The sequence below is a fragment of the Butyrivibrio sp. VCD2006 genome, from assembly GCF_000423925.1.
Lineage (GTDB): Bacteria > Bacillota > Clostridia > Lachnospirales > Lachnospiraceae > Butyrivibrio.
The window spans coordinates 19,252-38,089 of sequence record NZ_KE384109.1; the positions used below are offsets into that span (position 1 = coordinate 19,252).

The window sequence follows — 18,838 nt, forward strand, 5'->3', positions numbered from 1 at the left end:
ATTACTAACAAAAACAAATATGAAAATCTTGCTATTTAAGAAAAAATGAATCGGAAATTGATTAATAATAGTATAACACTTTGTGAGAAAAGTTGGCACATTGTGTGACAAAAGTTGGCACATGTCAAAGGAGTTGTTTGCAGCTTGACTACGCCGAACGGCTTATTTTGGAGGCGGATATGGTAGTAAACAATGCAGCTGATTTTGGTAAAGCATTGAAAAAACGTAGGAAAGAAATGGGGTATACTCAGCGCTATATATCTGAGTTTACAGGTTTCAGTATTAGTTTTATTTCAGATCTGGAAAATGGTAAGAGTACAGCTGAACTCGGAAAAGCTATTTATCTTGCAAATATGCTGGGGCTTGATATTGCTGTTAATGCAAGGGGGAATAGATGAGGAAAGCTTCAAATCACTGGCTGCAAAAGTTGGAATCGGTGAAAAGATAGCTATGAGCAACTATCACAAGGTTCTTGATCAATTTGAAAACGCAATAAATGAACCTGCTAAAGAATTGTACGAGGCAGGTTTTGACAACGCGGCAGACATTGCTGAAAGAATTCTTTTGGCACGAAAAAAGCTACTGTAAGTTCAATCGTAATATAGATGCTTCAATGGTGTATTGTGAATCCCAGAAGCTACTCGCAATGATTGCCGATATAAATAATGACAAGATTAAAAATGATACGGAAGGTAAACCGTTCTTTGACGATATAAGGAAAGAGGTTACAGAGTTCTCCGCAGATAAGAAGGTTCAGACTATGTTATTAGAAGAAAAGATGGCTATTTTCGATATGCAGATGACAAAGGCTGAAGGTAAGGCTGAAGGCAAGGCTGAGGAATATGCCGAGCTTCAGGAAGTCTACCGTTGGCTCTTTGGTTCCGGTAGAGGAAGCGATGTAGAGAGAGCGACTAATGATGAGGAGTTTTACAACGAACTCCTAAAGGAATATAAAAGTACGAAGCAATAACAATCAATCATTGTGACCATAATAACCTTCTGAATAAAGCATATTAGTAGATTAATTTAGAGCCCCAGGTGTAAAAGCCTGGGGTTTTATGCTGTTTAGAAAAGCTGGTACATTTCATGACAAGTATTGGCATATGCCAGAGGGGACAGTTTCAGTGATTATTTCTAACCTGCTTATCTTGTTTATAAGATTAAAAATTTCTTAAGATTTTGTTCGAACAACTGTTCCTGAAAAGTGATATAATTGCAGTAATAGAGCGGATTTTAGCTCTTAGAGAACTATGTTTTTGGAGGTATGAAAAATGTCTGAAATTTATGGGAAAGGGAATCCAAATGAGGAAATTGATATAAGGGAGCGGATCACCCAGAGTCATATATCCGATGAAGCAAAAAAGGACCTGTTTGCTGTTGTTGATGGTGAGAAGCTGGCAGAACTATATTCGGATGCGATAGCAAAGAAAGCCTTTTCTCCAGACAAGCATCCGGAGCGTCTGGACTTTTTATTGCAGCATGTTATGAACGATAAAAGCATTGAAGTATATCATTCTGCCTCAAATGAAAGCATTTTGAGCAGTAAATATTCCAAGAAAGTTATTAGTGACATCCCTGCATGGCTTAAGGATCACAGGAGAGCGGACCTGGAAATACAGGCGGCAGCACAGAATTATATATATAACCGTGCGGATATCTACTCATCAGAAATGCTCATGATACAGTACTCTGTTGATGAAGGACAGAAAAAGGATGAAATGAACTATGAGAAGGTCAAGGGAGTCATTATAGTAGTGCTCATGGTAAAAAGTCCTGAAATATTCAAGGAATTTAAGTCAGACAGATACATCCACAGGATCACAAAAGCAACTGCAGATAGTGGGATGGTATTCCCAATGCTAAGGCAGATGGCATTTGTACAGCTTGATAAAGCCCTTGAAGAATATCTTACAGGCACGTACAATGAAGATGAGGATGTTGAGCTGCTGGAGCTACTCGCAATGATTGCCGATATAAATAATGACAAGATTAAAAACGATACGGAAGGTAAACCGTTCTTTGACGATATAAGAAAAGAGGTTTCAGAGTTCTCCGCAGATAAGGAGGTTCAGGCTATGTTATTGGAAGAAAAGATGGCTATCCTAGATATGCAGATGACTAAGGCTGAAGGCAAGGTTGAAGGCAAGGCTGAGGAACATGCTGAGCTTCAGGATGTCTACCGTTGGCTCTTTAGTTCCGGTAGAGGGAGCGATGTAGAGAGAGCGACGAATGATGAGGAGTTTTATAACGAACTTCTAAAAGAATATAAAAGTACGAAGCAATAACAATCGATCATTGTGACCGCAATAACATTCTGATAAAACGTTTTACTAGAGCCATTTTTAGAGCCCCAGGTGTAAAAGCCTGGGGCTTAATTTGTCTCAAAAAGCTGGCACATTCTGTGACAAATATTGGCATATGTCAAAGGGAGTAAAGGTGTGTTTGTGACAAATCAAATGAATTAGAATTAATGTACGCGAGCGAATAAATAATGATTAAACGGATACTATAAGGGATGGAGATTGAAAAATAGAAACCAATGTGGGGCAAAAAGTCGATGGAGGGAAGATAGCTATGATGAGAATTTTAAAGAAGGTGTGTGCGGCGATATTGTCGCTTGCGATGGTTTTAACGTTAATGCCTGGAATTCAGGTAAGAGCTGAGAATGTGTTCAGTAATATTGATGTAAATGTTGAAGGCGAAATAATAGCTCAGAAGGCAACACTTACGATGGATACATATCAGTATTCAAGCTACGATGAAGATAATGCATATGTTGTGATGGAAAAAGGAGAAAGAGACGGAGCTTGGTCAAATTATTATGAATTTATTGACAATGGATATGATGTTATTTACATGTATAATACCCATATTCTAGGAATGCTTACGACGACTGTAGATGAAGACTATTTTGATGGTAAACTGACAGTTCCGGTTCCGGAAGGTTATGCGGCATCTACAGCTAAGCGAATTTATATGTACGTAATGGACGCTGGTGAAGGATTAACTATTAATGAAAAAATCCCAGTTACAGCTAGTACAGCGACAACAATTACGATACCTATAAAGTTTTATAATCACGTTGGCTACAATGACTCTGCTAATATATATACAAGCAATTTTATGAATGAGTTATTTGTAGAATTTCAAAAGGAAATCGATATAAATACGCTTAATCCTACTTTGGCGGTTAACAGTTTTGAACATACAGGTCAGCCTATAACACCAGATGTAACAATAAACGGATTAACAAAAGATGTGGACTATACGCTTGAATATTCTAACAATGTTGCTGTTGGCACGGCAACAGTAAAAGTAGTCGGAAAAGGAAGGTATGTTGGTTCTGTAAGCTTGAATTTTGAAATCAAGAAGACGATTGCTGCAGGTGTCAAGATTGAGGATTCTGAGAAAAATGCCGAGTATAAAGTAATTTCGGTCAAAGACGGAGAGACAACAGTTGAATATGAAAAGTCGGAGAAAAAGGACGCTAAGAAGATTAACATTCCCGAGACGGTAACTCTTCCTGATGGATCGACAGCAAAGGTAACAGCAGTTGCAGCAGGTGCTTTAAAGGGAAATAAGACAGTAACAAATGTAACAATAGGAAAAAATATAACATCCATAGGTGGAAACGCGTTTAAGGGTTGTAGCAAGCTTAACAAGATAACGATTAAATCTACTAAGATTAAGAAAATAGGTAAAAATGCATTTAAGGGAATCAAGAAAGGCGCAACAATTAAGGTTCCTAAGAGTAAGAAGGAAGCATATACAAAACTTCTGAAGAAAGCAAAATTGCCGGCAGGAGTAAAGATAAAGTAGCATAATAAAGACACTTTTAGAGCCTCAGGTGTAAAAAGCCTGGGGCTTATTTTGTCTTGAAAAGTTGGCACATTCTATGACAAATATTGGCATATGTCAAAGGTGTGAAAGGTGTGTTTGTGGCAAATCAAATGAATTAAAATTAATGTATGTAAGTGTTGGAAAATGATTTGCTCAATTGGGTTTTCCTAGCCTTGCAAGTTGGGAGATGGGGAGATTGTCAGTGATTTGGCATAGGATTTTATCATGGGAGTGCTTGTCAGATCACAGAAAAGAACTAATGTGGGGTAGTTAGTCAGACTGGAGGGCAGCTTATGAGAGGGATTCTAAAGAAGACACTACTGTTACTCATGCTGAGTTTTATCTTTATGCCTTTTGGCATAAAAGCACATGCTGAGGATAAGGTTACAATCACCTTTGACTATGGGCTTAATCAGGAGTATTGCAAAGAAAATCAAGCTAATGATAAGTATCCCAAGTCCGCAGACGTTGATAAGGGGGCATCAAAAGCAATTCTTAATGATGTAGTTGGATTACCCCAAAGTGGCGATGCTGTAGGAGATATGACGTTTGATTACTGGTCGCTTGATGAAAATGGCGATGAATCAATATGGGGATATGAATTTGAAGCGGATATAACTCTGTATGCTCACTGGACACATGCAATTACCTATGATCCCGGAGAGGGGCATTTTTACGGACAAGAGGCTGGCGAAAAATATGTTTCAAATTGGTTGAGTGAAGAAAATACTATTTTGGATATAAGTCCATATTGTTACCCTGCGAGCAATGATAAGGCTTTCATTGGCTGGTCACTTGAACCTGATGGAGAAGTAGTTACCGAATTAGGGTTTAGTCCTTCGGTATATCAGAATATTACAGTTTATGCTGTTTATACTGATGGCTATCCTGTAACTTTTAATGCTAATGGTGGAACAATTAATCAATACTATGAAAGCTATATTGATTGGGGAGATTATTATCGTTTAGGCAGTCTAAGATCTTATGATAAAAGCACTCTAACTATTACATATCCAAAAGAATATGTTCCTTCTGAAGCTCCATATATGTGTTATATGCCTATATATGATAATTCGTATGTTACGCCAAATACGGCAGATAAAGAGTTTAAGAATTGGACGAGTGATGAAAGTGGTGATAATGATACTAGTTTTTACACCTATTCACCAAAGAAAGATGGTACGGACACTTTCTATGCAAAATGGAGCAAATATTTTACGGTAACATTTGATGGTAATAGAGGACGTACAGATGATACTGTTGAAAAACATGTAATAGATGGATATTCGTTGCACTCAATCTATATACCATATGATTCGTTTAAATCGAATGGAAAAAGATGCTCCAGCTTTAATGAAAGTGAAGATGGTAAGGGGGTAGTTGTTGATTACGACTATGTGCCTACAGATGATATTACAGTTTATGCTCAGTATACTGACACATACGAGATAACGCTTGATCCTGATTCGGATCATGGAGGATATCTGTATAGTGGTTATTCCAGTTTTACAATAGATCAGGGAGATAAACTTGAAACTGATTTTATGGATCGTATTGTATTGTGGCCGGATGATAGTACAGGTCCAAGTAATAAAGTTTTGGATTATTGGTGCTTCGATAAGGATGGAGATGAGAACCAACGTTTTAAGCCACCTTATACTCCTGATGCGGATGTTACACTCTATGCTATTCCTGAGAAAGGATCTATTGTGACTTTCCATGCAGGTGCAAATGAGGATGACGAGAGCAATCAGTATGGAACAGTTTTTAGTTTTCGTGGTAAGGGACCAGATACAGATATTTCAGTTGCTTATTCAAAGAAACGACCAATCGGAGATGATTATCCGAATTTAGCAAACTATGTTAATGATGATACAAAAGAGTTCGCTGGATGGTCAACAGAATATGGGGATCTTACTAAAAGGGTGGATTTTAAAACATTTATCCCTAAAGACGATAAGATAAATCTTTATGCTGTTTGGTATGATAAGGTTCCGGTTAGATATCACGCAAATGGCGGAGAATTTGAATATATTTCATCAAAAGATAAGAGTATTTATTCGACATATGTTAAGGAAGGGGATAGATTATCTATCTCACAAAGTGAAATTCCAACTATGGCAGGCGCCTTTGCATTTGTTGGATGGTCAGAGACAGAAGGAAGTTCAAAAACTATTCCACAAGGTACAATATTTACTGTGTCTAAACCGATGGATTTCTATGCAGTTTGGGAGCCAGGTTATGTAATAACACTTGATGGTAATGGTGGAGAAGTATTCCTTGAGGGATCGGGTCATTCACATCAGCAGGGAGAAACACCTACATTAACAATCAAAAAGGGATCTTCGGTAATTAGCGATGATTCGAAAGATTATTTTGCACATGGATATAAAGACGGATTTATACTAGAAGGCTTCTCAACAACACAGAATGGACAGACACTTGATCTTACAAAGCATGTTCCTGAGGGCGATGAAACCTTATATGCTATTTGGGGAACGCCATGCATAGTAACTTATGATCCAGGAGAATCTGGAACGCTTTATGACAATGAGAAAACTGAAGAAGTTGTGAAGGGAGGAAAAGTTTGGTATTTACCTACTCCACAACCCACTGGTGAAGAAAACTTCGTTGGATGGTTTACTGCTGATGACAAACGCTTTACTACATCTACGATAGTAAATGATAATATTACTGTTAAAGCTAAGTGGACGTCGGATAAAGTTACTGTAATACTTGATGCAGGTGAAAAAGGAACAATTTTACCCGAGGATCCTTCTGATACACCACAAAGAAAAGTTGAATTAGTTCTTCCTAAGGGTGGATATCTTGACTTGCCGCAGTATGTAGCTAATTCAACGGATGAAAATGAAGTATTTGGTGGATGGAAATCAGAAACTATTACATGGGATTCCTCAAATAAAAATGGGATAGATGTAAATGAAAGTATTACATTTGAAGCAATTTGGAATCAAGCCGTGTATATCGATGTTACATTTAATGGTAATGGCGGATTGGTAGATTTTAATGACAATCCTGGTGAACCCGAAGATGATATGGATTTCCGTATTATTCAGGGAGATTCAATAGGCACAGATGTTTATGCATATCAGACTGGTGAAGGCAAGGAAGGATTGGTGTTCACAGGATGGTATAAGGATGCATCGGCAACTACATTGGTAGCAGCACCTGGTAAAATTAAAGATTATGTTCCTGCTGAGAACGGCCTTATTCTTTATGCTGGCTGGAAGGATAATACTGTTAAAGTAACAGGCATTAAACTGGAAAAAGAGAATCTGAATCTCGGAGTTTCAGGAGATGTTGCAGATACATACCAACTTAAGGCAATTATCTATCCTTCGAATGCAACTAACACCAAAGTTACGTACGAGAGTGATGCGCCTGGAATTGCCAAAGTCACTGAGGATGGCTTGGTTACTGCGGTTAAGGCGAGTGAAGATCCGAAGAATCCTAATACTGCAACAATAACAGTTACTACTGCAGATGGTGGATTTAAGGCTTCATGTAAAGTCACTATCAGGACGTTAACAGCTGGAGCAGCTGGAGACAAACTAGATGATATTACAGACAAAATAACAAATGCAGCTGATGCAAATACCGCTCAGAAAGAACTTAAGAATCAGTTACAAGGAATGGGCGGAGTCGACAGGATTGCTGATTTGGCAGACAACGAATCCGTTTCTCAAAAACTGAATGATCTTGAGGATGCGTATAAAGTAAAAGCTAACGTTGATGTTGTGGAACCTGATAATGAGAGTAAACAGGTGCTTGCTAGTGCATTGGGAGTAGCTTCAGCAAATGATGTAGAGATTTCAGGAGCAGCACTTAATGCTAATCCCAATACAAATGTCAGCCTTAATGTTGAAGCTGTGCCTGATGATCAGAAGGCACCAGTTGATGAAACGCAATATGAGAACGCACAACAGGTTAATATGAACCTTACAGTTACAGGTAAGAATGGAGAGAATCCTGAGACTGTCGAGGAGCTCATTTCTCCTGTAACACTGAAGCTTCCTATTCCTAAGAATATGAATACATCAAAACTTTATATTCTTCACTTTAATAAGGAGAAGAATAAATATGAGATTTTGAGACCTGTATTCAAGAATGGTGCGATGTACTTCACAGTAAGTCACTTTAGTACATTTGTATTCGTTGAACTTGCAAGCGGTACAGCAATCGACAACGGTGGTGGAAACCAGAATAATAATGATCCTGCAAATCCTGATAATCCGACACCTGCGCCTACTCCGGATCCGACACCTACACCTACTCCTACTCCGGATCCTGCACCTGCTGCTGATATATCAGCACCCGTTGGAACAACTACTGATACAACAAACGGCAGCTACGTTGTAAGCGGTAACTTCGAAGTAACCTTCAATGCAGCAAAGGATAAGAAGGCTAAGAAGGCAAAGATTGACAGCACAGTTACAATTGAGGGCAAGGAGTACAAGGTAACAGCCATCAAGAGCGGAGCCTTCAAGAATTGCAAGAAGCTGACATCCGTAACAATTCCTTCAAGCGTAACGGAAATTGGTGCAAATGCCTTTGCAGGATGTAAGGAACTTAAGAAAGTTACAATACCTGCAGAAGTAACATCAATTGGCAAGAATGCGTTCAAGGGATGCAGCAAGCTTAGCAAGGTTACAATCAAGTCTACAAGCATTACATCCATTGGAAAGAATGCATTCAAGGGAATCAAGAAGGGGGCAACCATCAAGGTTCCTAAGAGCAAGAAGAAGGATTACCAGAAGCTTCTCAAGAAAGCTAAGGTTGCTTCAGACATTAAGATTAAGTAAGACAGAATTGTCTGTCGATAATAGTACTTAGAAAATAGTGTGATTTTCGGCAATTGCCCCGGGCACGTTGATATTATCCCACGATAGTATCCAGTGCCCGGGGCACTGTTTTATTTTTTACGAATCCGAACTTCGATAGAAAAAGGGTACAATTAATAAAACATCAACATATTGTTATTAGAAAAAATATGCGTCCACCATATAATGTCATTTCCTATCTGAAGATATGACTAATGGGGGACGCTTTTATTGCTTTAATTACTAACTTACGCTAATCCAATCGTAAGAGGCAAAAACTGTTATAATGATTTTTTCCATATAAAAAACTTTTCCCGCTTGCTAATATAAAAATCGTCAAAGCGCTTGCAAAGTAACTACTTAAATCAAAACGGGAAAGGAACAACTAACCATGAAACTTTATATAATCACAGGAGCCTGTGGCTCAGGAAAATCGACAATGAAGGATGCTCTTGAGGCATCTCTGGATAGAAGCATTTTTGCCTGCGTAGATAGTGATGAAGTCGGCCTTAACTGGTGGGACTACGCCGGAACAGACCATGAATCACAATATAAAGATGATACCCTTGCTAAGGCAGTTGAGATGGCAGAGGGAAAAGATCTTGTATTTGTATCCTGCATAAATCCGCAGGATTATATAGCAAGTCACAAGATACCGGAATGCGTTGAATCTACAGATTTCATCGTGCTTTGTCCTTCAGACGAAGAAATCATCAGAAGGCTCAAGGCGAGACCTGCCGAGAGAGGCTTTACCTCAGATGAGAAGATCGCGCCTCATGTTGGCTTCAACCAGTGGTTCAGAAAGAACAAGGGCAAATTTCCGATGTTCATTGATAACACAAATATGGACGTAACTGAAACTTCAAAGCAGATCGCAGGCTTTGTTGCTTCAAGAAGATGAATTACAGAATTTCAGAATATAAAAAGGCCAGGTAGTGTTTGGTGAGACTTCACTCAGCACTGCCTGGCTGTTTCTATTGATGAATAATGCATTACTGATTAATGCCATTCTCCTCAAGTAACTTTGTAAGTCTTGAAATTTCATCAGTGAGAGCAGACTTCTCGGATTTAAGGGTGACATTTTCATCAGTGAGAGCAGACTTCTCGGATTTAAGGGTGACATTTTCATCAGTGAGAGCAGACTTCTCAGATTTAAGGGTGACATTTTTATCAGTGAGAGCAGACTTCTCCGATTTGAGAGTAACATTCTCATCAGAAAGAGTTTTAATTATAGGCTTAAGCTCCTTCTCTTTATCCTCAGCGCCCATGGAGTAAAATTCATTCTCTATTACCTTAATGTGTCTCTCGGCACTGTATTCCAATACACCCATCTCAATGACCTCCTCTCGATATTTCAAAAAGAACTCCTTAAGAATGTCTTCATCTATACATTCGTCGATGGCCTTTGTGACCGCTTTTTTGATGGCATATTTAACAAAATCATCTTCCTCGGATTCGTTAAACCCATCGATATCCAGATCGTATATCTCTTTATATTTTCGCACTTTTGAGACGAAAAGTGAATAATCTTTAAGGTTCCTGCAGGTTCCGAAATAAGTGAGCTACCTTCAAAATTTTATTGCTTTTTAATAATTATTACAAATGAAATAGCGTATAATGAGCTACGGGGATGGGGTATAGGGGCAAAATGAAAATGGTCCACAAACCTCGTCCCGTAGGATTTAATTCCTAGAAAAATTCTGAATTTTCTAAATTCAAATTCATGTGAGGGGAGAAACATCTATGAAAAAAATCAGAGTTAAAAGTGTAATGAAAAGATGTGCATCAATGCTAATGATTCTCTCACTTTTTGTGACGGGGATTTCTTTCGGCCCCTATTCAGGCCCAATAATAGCGCATGCAGCCGCTCGGCACAGAGGCGGTGATCACAGAATTGTTAAAGCGCCGAAAATGCTTGATCTTATTGAGCTTGAAGGAGACGAGGCTAAAGCGCTTAAAAAGCAGGCCAGAAGCCGAAAAATAAGCAAAATTGGTGAGTATGGGGAGCTTTTAACGGATTCGGAAAAAGAGTTCTATCCGATGCTTGTTGGTGCTATTTCTAATCATGCTCCGTATGGCACAAGTTTTGATGACGCATTTGAGAATAATGCTTTTACAGTGAATATAAGCAAAAGTGCCTATGATGAATATAAGAGTTTTGGTGATGATGATTCTGTATTTTTCCAGCATGTTTTAGAGGCTACGATATATGACAATATTGATAAGGTTGAATTTGTAATGTGCCAATATTCGGGATTCCAACCTTATTATGATACAACTGAGGATAAGTATTATGTTTCAGCAGCTGCAGTTGCACAGTATCCCTATGATTATTCTGCTATGAATAATAAATTTATGAATGCTGCAAATAGACTGCTAAGTAGCATCCCGAATGGTACAACGGAGCTGGAAAAGGAAGTTTATATCCATGATGCGCTAATTGATAATGTCTCATATTACAGGGGAAAATCAACACCATGGCATATTTGCTATACAGGCTATGGCGCACTGGTAGAGGGTAGTGCAGTTTGTGATGGCTATTCACAGGCGTTTTCCTATCTGCTTAATAAAGTTAACATAGATTCCTTTGTAGTCACCGGTGGGGTAGGTGCAAGCGCAGAGGTAGCTACTAACAATGGACATGCCTGGAACAGGGTAAAAATTGATGACGATTGGTATGAGGTGGATTCCACATGGGATGATGGTAATGATACAGAAGATGTAGATGAGCGACATGCATATTTTAATATGACTACAGATGCTATCGAGAATTTGGGGAGCGACAGTCACTTAAGAGTAGATCCGTATATCGGCACTCGAATGGATGAGCCCAAAGCAACAGGATCTAAATATAAATACAGCAATCTAAAGGAAGATTATTCTGAATTATTTGGTGGTAAGAAGGCTGAATCAATAGAAATCTACAAGGATGACCAGCCAATTGAAAACGCTCAGATAGAAGTTGGTGAAACACTTACGGTAACTGCAGAAGTTTCACCTGAGGATGCAACAAATAAATATGTCAAGTGGATCTCTGAGAATACAAATATTGCTGACGTTGACGGTGGTCCAAATGACGAAGGAGCTGTTATTAAAGGAATCAGTTCTGGAACAGTTACGATAACTGCTGTAGCCGGCTCTGATATGAGTAAAACTGACACAATAGAAGTATTGGTTGTAATTCCCGTAACTGGTCTGATACTTGATCAAACAGAGGCCACACTTAAAATAGGTGAAAACGTTACCCTGACAGCGACAGTTAGCCCTTCAGATGCCGACAATAAGGAGGTTAACTGGAGCTCATCAAATGAAGCAGTAGCAACAGTAGATGAAGAGGGCACGGTAACTGCGATTAGCTCCGGTCAAGCGATCATAACAGCAACGTCTGATTATGATGAGGAGAAAACCGCTACCTGCACAGTTACGGTTCCTCAAATAACACATGTAACAGATCTAACACTAGATAAAACAGAAGCAACAGTAAAGGTAGGCGAGCCCTGCACATTAACAGCAACCATAGCTCCCGAAAACGCCGATGATAAGACAGTAACCTGGAGTTCATCAAATGAAGCGGTAGCAGTGGTGGTAGATGGAATAGTAACAGCAATTAGTTCCGGAACCGCAATAATAACAGCAGTATCAAATGATAACAGCGATGCAAAGGCTACCTGCACTATCTACACAGAGGTACCTGTAGCAAGTCTCACACTGGATAAAACATCGTCATCTTTAAGTGTAGGCGATACCTGCGCATTAATTGCAGCAATAGTTCCCGAAAATGCCGATGATAAGACAGTAACCTGGAGTTCATCAAATGAGACGGTAGCAACAGTTGCAAATGGAACGGTAACTGCAAAGAATCCCGGAACTGCAGTGATAACAGCAGTATCAAATGATAATAACAATGTAAAGGCAACCTGTACCGTTACAGTTTCTGCCATACCTGTTATTCCGCAAACAACACCAGTAACAGGAATTACACTTGATTTAACAAAAGAATCTATGACAACGGGAAGCTCCATAACTCTTTGGGCAACAGTAGCTCCTGAAAATGCTGATAATAAAACCGTAACCTGGACTTCATCCAACGAATCGGTAGCAACTGTAGTGGATGGAAAAGTAACTGCAAAGAGCCCCGGACAAGCTATCATAACAGCTATTTCCAATGATAATAACGCTATAACAGCAAGCTGCGAAATTACGGTAGCCTTAGCCACTGGGACGAAAATAGAATTTGGAGAAAAATATAAAGCAAGCTATTTGATCACAAATGAAAGTAAAGTAAAGTTATTCAAACATATCAAAAACAAAGACAATAAGACATATAAGATACCTTCAAGCATAACTGTAAATGGCGAAACCTATACAGTTAGCAAAATCGGGAGTAAAGCTTTCATTTCGAGTAAGTATAAGAAGATAGTTATTCCAAATACAATAACGGTGATTGAAGCAAGAGCTTTCTGTGATTGTAGAAATCTGAAAAAAGTAATAATATACGGGGAAAATCTTAAAACTATAGGCAAGAAAGCCTTTTCCAACATTCATGAAGATGCTGAATTTACGATATACATATCCGGCCCCAAAAAATACACAAAACTCGTAAATAAGCTAAAGAAGGCTGGCGCCAAGAATGCCAAATTCAAATTCGTTAAAAGAAAAGCGTAATACTTACACCTCAGGATCAGACAGGTCCTGAGGTGTTCTTGTTTTAGGAAATATTCCACATACTCTATTATGAGCTCCGGGGACGTCAATCCCAGAATGCCACGAATTACATACTAAAAAGCAATTAATAGGGAGAATACATCTCCTTTTCATGCCAAAATAGTCATAGTCGGCTCTCGCTTCGGCAAGCGATAGAGGAGCCAGGCAACTTTACAACAGTAAACGCAAGGAATCATTTTGGGGTTTAAAGTAAAAAGGAGACAGTATGAACGCATATAAAACCGGAGAATACCGCAATCTTTTCAAGGAGATCGGTAAAACAGACGAAGAAATAAACGCTAAGATAAGAGAGGTAGTGGATACCTTCTTTTATGATGAAGAGGAGCGAATCTATCACACAGCAGGCGATGGCATGGGATATCTCACCGACACCGGCAACAATGATGCCAGAACAGAGGGCATGTCCTATGGAATGATGATGTGTGTGCAGCTCGATATGAAGGAGGAATTCGACAGAATCTGGAAGTGGTCCAAGACCTACATGTACATGGACGAGGGCGATAATGAAGGCTATTTTGCCTGGTCCTGCCAGACCGACGGAACCAAGAACGCATACGGCCCCGCTCCTGACGGAGAGGAATTCTATGCGATGGCGCTTTTCTTTGCATCCCACAGATGGGGTGACGGAGAGGGGATCTTCAATTACAGTGAGGAGGCTAAGAGCATCTTAAGAGCCTGCATTCATAAGGGTGAAAATGGCAGAGCCGGCGCTCCCATGTGGAATAGGGATAATCACCAGATTCTCTTTGTTCCCGGAAGTCCGCATACTGATCCTTCATATCACCTTCCGCATTTCTATGAGCTTTTTGCTGAGTGGGCTGATGAGGAGGACAGAGAGTTCTTCGCAGAGGCCGCAAGGGTCAGCAGAGAATTTCTTGTGAAAACCTGTCATCCCGTTACAGGACTTAATCCTGAGTATGCCAATTTTGACGGATCACCTATGGATAAAGTGCTTCCTTGGGGACAGTTTGGTGACTTCTTCAGCGACGCCTACAGAACAGCAGCCAACATCGGCCTTGATGCTGAGTGGTTCGGAACCGATGCAGGACAGCTCGCAGTTCCGCTTCGCGTCATGAAGTTCTTCGGAACAGACCTTGAGGCTGCAAGATGCGCATATAAAGTAGACGGAACACCTCTCGAGAGAACTGTTCTTCATCCCGTAGGACTTTTAGCTACAATCGCCCAGAGTGCCCTTGCGATTCCTTATAGCGAGGACCCTGATAGCGACTTCGCCGTAGCAGCAAAGTGGGTAGAGTGGTTCTGGAACCAGCCCTTGAGAAAAGGCGTGAGAAGATACTACGACAATTGCCTGTATCTGTTCGCAATCCTTGCTCTTTCCGGCAATTACAGAATCTACTAAGACCAAAAAACCAATTCAAAACCAAAACATAAACAACAAAAAATAGCCGCAGATTAAAGCTCCCACCTTTACAAGAGCAAAATCTGCGGCTATTACAATTTAAACCATCACTCCTTCACCAGCGGCAATCTCACATCCACCGATGAATTATCAATTACATAGGAATAAGTGTGCTCTTTTTGCTCCTCAAGGAGAGAAGCATCAAGTCCCCAGGTATCATCTAAAATAACTCTGTAGGGATCCCAGGTTGTCAGAATGAGCTTTAATTGATGCCCCTTTGCCACGGTATATACTGTCGGAAGCATGTAGAAGGTGTAATCGTAATATTTTCCGGATTCAAGCTTCTCTGTTTTCGTATACTCGGATTGGTCAGATCCGCAGCCGGGATTGGTGAGATCGGTCCATCCGAAGGAAAAGCATTTGGCATGTGTAGAGCTTTGAACATAGTCCTTAAGCAGGGCAGGATCTAGGCCGCCGCCCTGATCCAGCTCCTTGACGGTTTTTACAGGAAGGGTGTCACTTAGTTTACTCTTGGTTATATATGCATGAAAAGGTTCGCCGTCATCCGTGGTATCGATGAGAATGGCGGTTATCATCATACTTTCCAGATCTACTGAATTTGTGGAAAGTCTGACATGGACCTCGGGAACACCGGAAATAGTGGCTTCATCAGGAAGCTCAATGTCATATACGGCTGCATTTCTATCGTCAAGGCCCAGGTAGAAATCATCTTGCATATCTATGATAAGAGTATTATTCTTGGATGCCTCCTCTGAGTACTCCGCAAGGCCGACGCTTGAAACCTCGGTGACATCACCGGTCTTTACGGCAGATACCTTACCTTCCTGATATTCACCAAAGGAATCATATCGGGCAAATTTACCTGTAATATTGTTCTGAACTGTAATCTCAGACATATCCTCTATGCCATTGTCCACATCATAGAGGTAGTGAGAGAGCCATTTATTCTGAATTTCAAGCCAGGGCTCATCATCGATCACAAGAGTATGGAGATAATTGTGACCATCCTGATGTAAAAAGAGCTTAACCGGCTTATTTGCCTTTTTAAAGGCGTTATACATAAGATTAGCCTGTTTGGAGGTAACGTTGAAATCGTTCAGACCCTGAATAATGAGTGCAGAGCAGTTAATCTTTTGATAATCGTCGGAATAGTCGCATTCTTCCCATATAGGAGCATAATTGCCGTTGGCCTCAGTTTCATCCTCGGAAATCTGCCACAGCCATGAGCGATATTCATCATTAAGTACTGTCCAGTCATCATCCAGGAAAACGCCGCCACAGGTAAAGGCTGCCAGGGTGTTGGTATATTCCGGATCAGAAGTAATGGATATGCCCTGGGAATTGGTATAGTCATACCATGAAGCAATTCCTGCATAGGGGATTATGGTTTCAAGCCCCTTTACTCCGGTAGTTGCGACTTCGTAGGGAAGTGTTGCTCCATATGAGCAGCCTGTCATGGCAACCTTTCCATTGGACCAATCAGCTTTGATCTGAATATTACTTGTTGTGTCAGTATAGGCGATTCTGTCGCCTGTAAGCCACTCGACAACGCATTTATGAGAATCTCTTTCGAGATCTCTTCCGCACAGCTCAAACCCCTCTGAGCCATAAGTACCGATACCGGAGCATTCAACAACAGCGAAGCCGCGGACAAGATAGTAGTCATAGTATTTACCATAAGTAAAGCCCTCTCCACCTGAATCAGGGACAGCATAATTCCAATCCTTATCGGGGCGTGCAGCTTCGGCCGCCTCTTTTGTACTCATTTCTCCGGAGGCTTTCCTCTTTTTCCCGCTATTATACAGCGTTTTATAATCGAAAGGCTTTTCAAGCAGTGCGTCATCGGGGCTAGTGTAAAACTGATTCACGATGCCTGCACCATAGGGAGTGGGATCGTAGATGACCCCTGCCTTGAATTTTCCATCTACTGCGCCGGTGGGAACCTGGACAAAAACCTTAACCAGATCGGCCATTCCATCATTATCCGTGTCATGATCGGTCTCCACATATACGCAGAAACGCTGAATATCGTTGTCCTCATTGGTATATTCAGGATCACGCAAATCGGAATAGTCTAGCATGGGCCTTAGCATTCCGTCCTCTATGCGAAGATTACCATCATATTCAGTGGAATCTTCTTCTGCAAGACCAATAATTCTGCTGTTACCTGGAGCGACTAACATCATTAGCAAGGAAAAAATCACACATATCACTGAAATCTTATTCTTCATAAATAAAATCCTTTCGTTTGTCGTAGGCGGAAACCCACTACGCTTGCGTGGTGGGAGGAGCCTTGTAAATTGTTGTCCAAGAACATATGTGCTATAATATACATAACAGCAAGTTCCAAGAGAAAACCGTTAGGCGCGCTGTTCGCCAAAGGCACTCTTTCGTACATTGGCAAGTATATATGAGGTTGCCGTTATAAGACTTGCAACGGCGTAAAATATACTCAAGCGTTTGCGTATACTGTATGGCATGGGAATATGTAATCCGTGAGGTTTACATACAGAGTACCTGATACAGTTACAGATGAGCATATCTTGTCTGTAAAGGGTGTTGTCAACCACCCTATGATGCATCACCACGGAAGTCACACCGCTAAAATGTAGGAGTTATTGCAACAAACTACAGGGTAGATGCAAGCCCATTACCTTTAGGTGATGGGTGGTTGACAGACAGGCCTTCCTATTCTTTAAATGAGTCATTGGCTATTTATCAAAAAGCGGTAAGCAGTGCATAATCCCGTAAACTAATTGTAACAAACACCCTCATTAAAAATGTGTAAACAATGAATAAAGAATTGTATAAAAACCGGAAGTCTCTCGTAAATATATGAAAAGCCATTAAAATATTGACGTTTTAGAAAATTTTAACCTACGCTTTATATCCATTAAATACCTTAGCTGTATGATAAAAATGTCATTTATTATTTTGGATGCATAGGCGTTTTTTGAAGAAAAATCTATGCCAAAGTAATAGTGCGGAGGGACAGTATGGGTAAGCGTAATGTCAAAGACACGATCAAATTTACGATTACTGGTGGGACTCTTTTTGCAATTATAATGGTATTTGGTACTCTCTGGGCCGGTAGAAAAGCCAGCACGGATTCCCTTTATGCAGTCAGGAAGGTCAGCCTTCTTTTCATGGAGGAAATGACCGCCCGAAGGGAACAGGTAGTGGCTTCGACGCTTTCAGATTATATAAAGGACTTAGATGTTGCGATTGGCCTTATTTCCAAGGAAAATCTTGCCAGTCAGGAGAGCCTTCAGAGCTATCAGACCAGAATGAAGCAGCTTTATGGCCTTGAAAAGTTTGCTTTTGTTGATGAAACCGGGATTATCCATACATCGCGTGGAACAAGAACCGACATCGAAAGCTATGCATTTGATTACATGACCATCTCAGGTCCTGAAATATCTATACGAAACCTTGGTAGAGAAGGTAAAAAAATAGTAATTGCCGTTCCGGTTGATCGTTTGCCTTACGAGGGCACGCATCTACTGGTGTGCTTCATGGAAATGGACATGAAGACCATGCTTGAGAGCATATCTTTTGAGTCGAAGGATTCAAATAGCACTACTTTTTGCAATATCTACACAAAGGACGGAACAGCTCTGACCAATATAGTTCTTGGCGGTCTTGCCAGTGAGAACAATCTTCTCGAAGCCCTGTCCAATGCCAAATATGATGAAAACTACAACTACGAAGCTCTTGTTGATGATTTTGAAAATGGCAGGCGGGGTGAGATTTCTTTTGAGTACAACAATATCGAAGAGACTCTCTATTATATTCCGGTTGATAATACAGACTGGGTTCTGACATATCTGATAAGAGAAAGTGTTATCAGTAATCAGATTGGATCAATAACATGGCGCATCATCAGAAGAAGTCTCCTGATGTCTTTTTTTGCTGTCCTTATCCTGGTCGCAGTTTTTGCAGTGATGATTCGTGAGATGAAAAAATCGCGAGCTCAGCTCAGCATCTGCTGTCCCTGATTAACGATATCCTCGATATGTCCAGGATTGAGTCAGGGCGAATGATAATCCGT

Annotated in this window: 12 protein-coding genes; 10 read left to right on the forward strand and 2 right to left on the reverse strand. The window is 40.3% G+C overall.

What is annotated here, in order from left to right; all coding sequences use genetic code 11:
- Positions 1 to 179 precede the first annotated feature (179 nt).
- From G586_RS0120055 to G586_RS24195, 7 genes are all read left to right on the forward strand, one after another.
- Positions 180 to 398, forward strand: coding sequence for a helix-turn-helix domain-containing protein (locus G586_RS0120055; protein ID WP_026529130.1), 219 nt, complete (start codon positions 180 to 182; stop codon positions 396 to 398).
- Complete coding sequence (locus tag G586_RS0120060) at positions 379 to 588, forward strand: hypothetical protein (RefSeq protein ID WP_026529131.1); 210 nt, start codon at positions 379 to 381, stop codon at positions 586 to 588. Before G586_RS0120055 ends, G586_RS0120060 begins: the two co-directional genes overlap by 20 nt.
- A gap of 58 nt (positions 589 to 646) precedes the next feature.
- Positions 647 to 970 carry a hypothetical protein gene (locus G586_RS0120065; RefSeq protein WP_026529132.1) on the forward strand — a complete coding sequence of 108 codons (324 nt, stop codon included), beginning with the start codon at positions 647 to 649 and terminating at the stop codon, positions 968 to 970.
- A gap of 301 nt (positions 971 to 1,271) precedes the next feature.
- A complete protein-coding gene (locus G586_RS0120070) occupies positions 1,272 to 2,285 on the forward strand; it encodes a PD-(D/E)XK nuclease family transposase (protein WP_026529133.1) in 1,014 nt (337 codons plus the stop codon).
- A gap of 289 nt (positions 2,286 to 2,574) precedes the next feature.
- A complete protein-coding gene (locus tag G586_RS0120075; RefSeq protein ID WP_026529134.1) occupies positions 2,575 to 3,819 on the forward strand; it encodes a leucine-rich repeat protein in 1,245 nt (414 codons plus the stop codon).
- A gap of 314 nt (positions 3,820 to 4,133) precedes the next feature.
- Positions 4,134 to 8,663: a leucine-rich repeat protein gene (locus tag G586_RS0120080; protein ID WP_026529135.1), complete on the forward strand. Its 4,530-nt coding sequence runs from the start codon at positions 4,134 to 4,136 to the stop codon at positions 8,661 to 8,663.
- Positions 8,664 to 9,072: 409 nt separating this feature from the next.
- The gene (locus G586_RS24195) at positions 9,073 to 9,582 is read left to right on the forward strand and encodes an AAA family ATPase (protein WP_051204972.1); all 510 of its coding nucleotides are present in this window, start codon (positions 9,073 to 9,075) and stop codon (positions 9,580 to 9,582) included.
- Between the two features lie 91 nt (positions 9,583 to 9,673).
- On the opposite strand, the gene G586_RS0120090 is transcribed toward G586_RS24195, so the two are convergent.
- Positions 9,674 to 10,186, reverse strand: a complete 513-nt coding sequence (locus G586_RS0120090; RefSeq protein ID WP_026529136.1) for a hypothetical protein — start codon at positions 10,184 to 10,186, stop codon at positions 9,674 to 9,676.
- Between the two features lie 238 nt (positions 10,187 to 10,424).
- Between G586_RS0120090 and G586_RS25420 the strand changes: the two genes are divergently transcribed.
- Positions 10,425 to 13,346 (forward strand): Ig-like domain-containing protein, encoded by a 2,922-nt coding sequence (locus tag G586_RS25420; RefSeq protein WP_051204973.1) that lies wholly within the window; start codon positions 10,425 to 10,427, stop codon positions 13,344 to 13,346.
- A gap of 265 nt (positions 13,347 to 13,611) precedes the next feature.
- Positions 13,612 to 14,766, forward strand: coding sequence for a glycosyl hydrolase family 8 (locus G586_RS0120100; protein WP_026529137.1), 1,155 nt, complete (start codon positions 13,612 to 13,614; stop codon positions 14,764 to 14,766).
- 107 nt (positions 14,767 to 14,873) lie between these two features.
- Here the strand turns inward: G586_RS0120100 and G586_RS0120105 are convergent, their stop codons facing one another.
- On the reverse strand, positions 14,874 to 17,018 hold the full coding sequence (locus tag G586_RS0120105; protein ID WP_026529138.1) for a CocE/NonD family hydrolase: 2,145 nt from the start codon (positions 17,016 to 17,018) through the stop codon (positions 14,874 to 14,876).
- A 765-nt stretch (positions 17,019 to 17,783) separates the two neighbouring features.
- Here G586_RS0120105 and G586_RS0120110 point away from each other — a divergent pair.
- Positions 17,784 to 18,785: a hypothetical protein gene (locus tag G586_RS0120110; protein ID WP_026529139.1), complete on the forward strand. Its 1,002-nt coding sequence runs from the start codon at positions 17,784 to 17,786 to the stop codon at positions 18,783 to 18,785.
- The last annotated feature ends 53 nt before the right edge of the window (positions 18,786 to 18,838 follow it).

Coding starts and splice junctions, on each gene's coding strand:
- G586_RS0120055 (WP_026529130.1), top strand. CDS start 180: ATGGTAGTAAACAATGCAGCTGATTTTGGTAAAGCATTGAAAAAACGT.
- G586_RS0120060 (WP_026529131.1), top strand. CDS start 379: ATGCAAGGGGGAATAGATGAGGAAAGCTTCAAATCACTGGCTGCAAAA.
- G586_RS0120065 (WP_026529132.1), top strand. CDS start 647: ATGATTGCCGATATAAATAATGACAAGATTAAAAATGATACGGAAGGT.
- G586_RS0120070 (WP_026529133.1), top strand. CDS start 1,272: ATGTCTGAAATTTATGGGAAAGGGAATCCAAATGAGGAAATTGATATA.
- G586_RS0120075 (WP_026529134.1), top strand. CDS start 2,575: ATGATGAGAATTTTAAAGAAGGTGTGTGCGGCGATATTGTCGCTTGCG.
- G586_RS0120080 (WP_026529135.1), top strand. CDS start 4,134: ATGAGAGGGATTCTAAAGAAGACACTACTGTTACTCATGCTGAGTTTT.
- G586_RS24195 (WP_051204972.1), top strand. CDS start 9,073: ATGAAACTTTATATAATCACAGGAGCCTGTGGCTCAGGAAAATCGACA.
- G586_RS25420 (WP_051204973.1), top strand. CDS start 10,425: ATGAAAAAAATCAGAGTTAAAAGTGTAATGAAAAGATGTGCATCAATG.
- G586_RS0120100 (WP_026529137.1), top strand. CDS start 13,612: ATGAACGCATATAAAACCGGAGAATACCGCAATCTTTTCAAGGAGATC.
- G586_RS0120105 (WP_026529138.1), bottom strand. CDS start 17,018: ATGAAGAATAAGATTTCAGTGATATGTGTGATTTTTTCCTTGCTAATG.
- G586_RS0120110 (WP_026529139.1), top strand. CDS start 17,784: ATGGGTAAGCGTAATGTCAAAGACACGATCAAATTTACGATTACTGGT.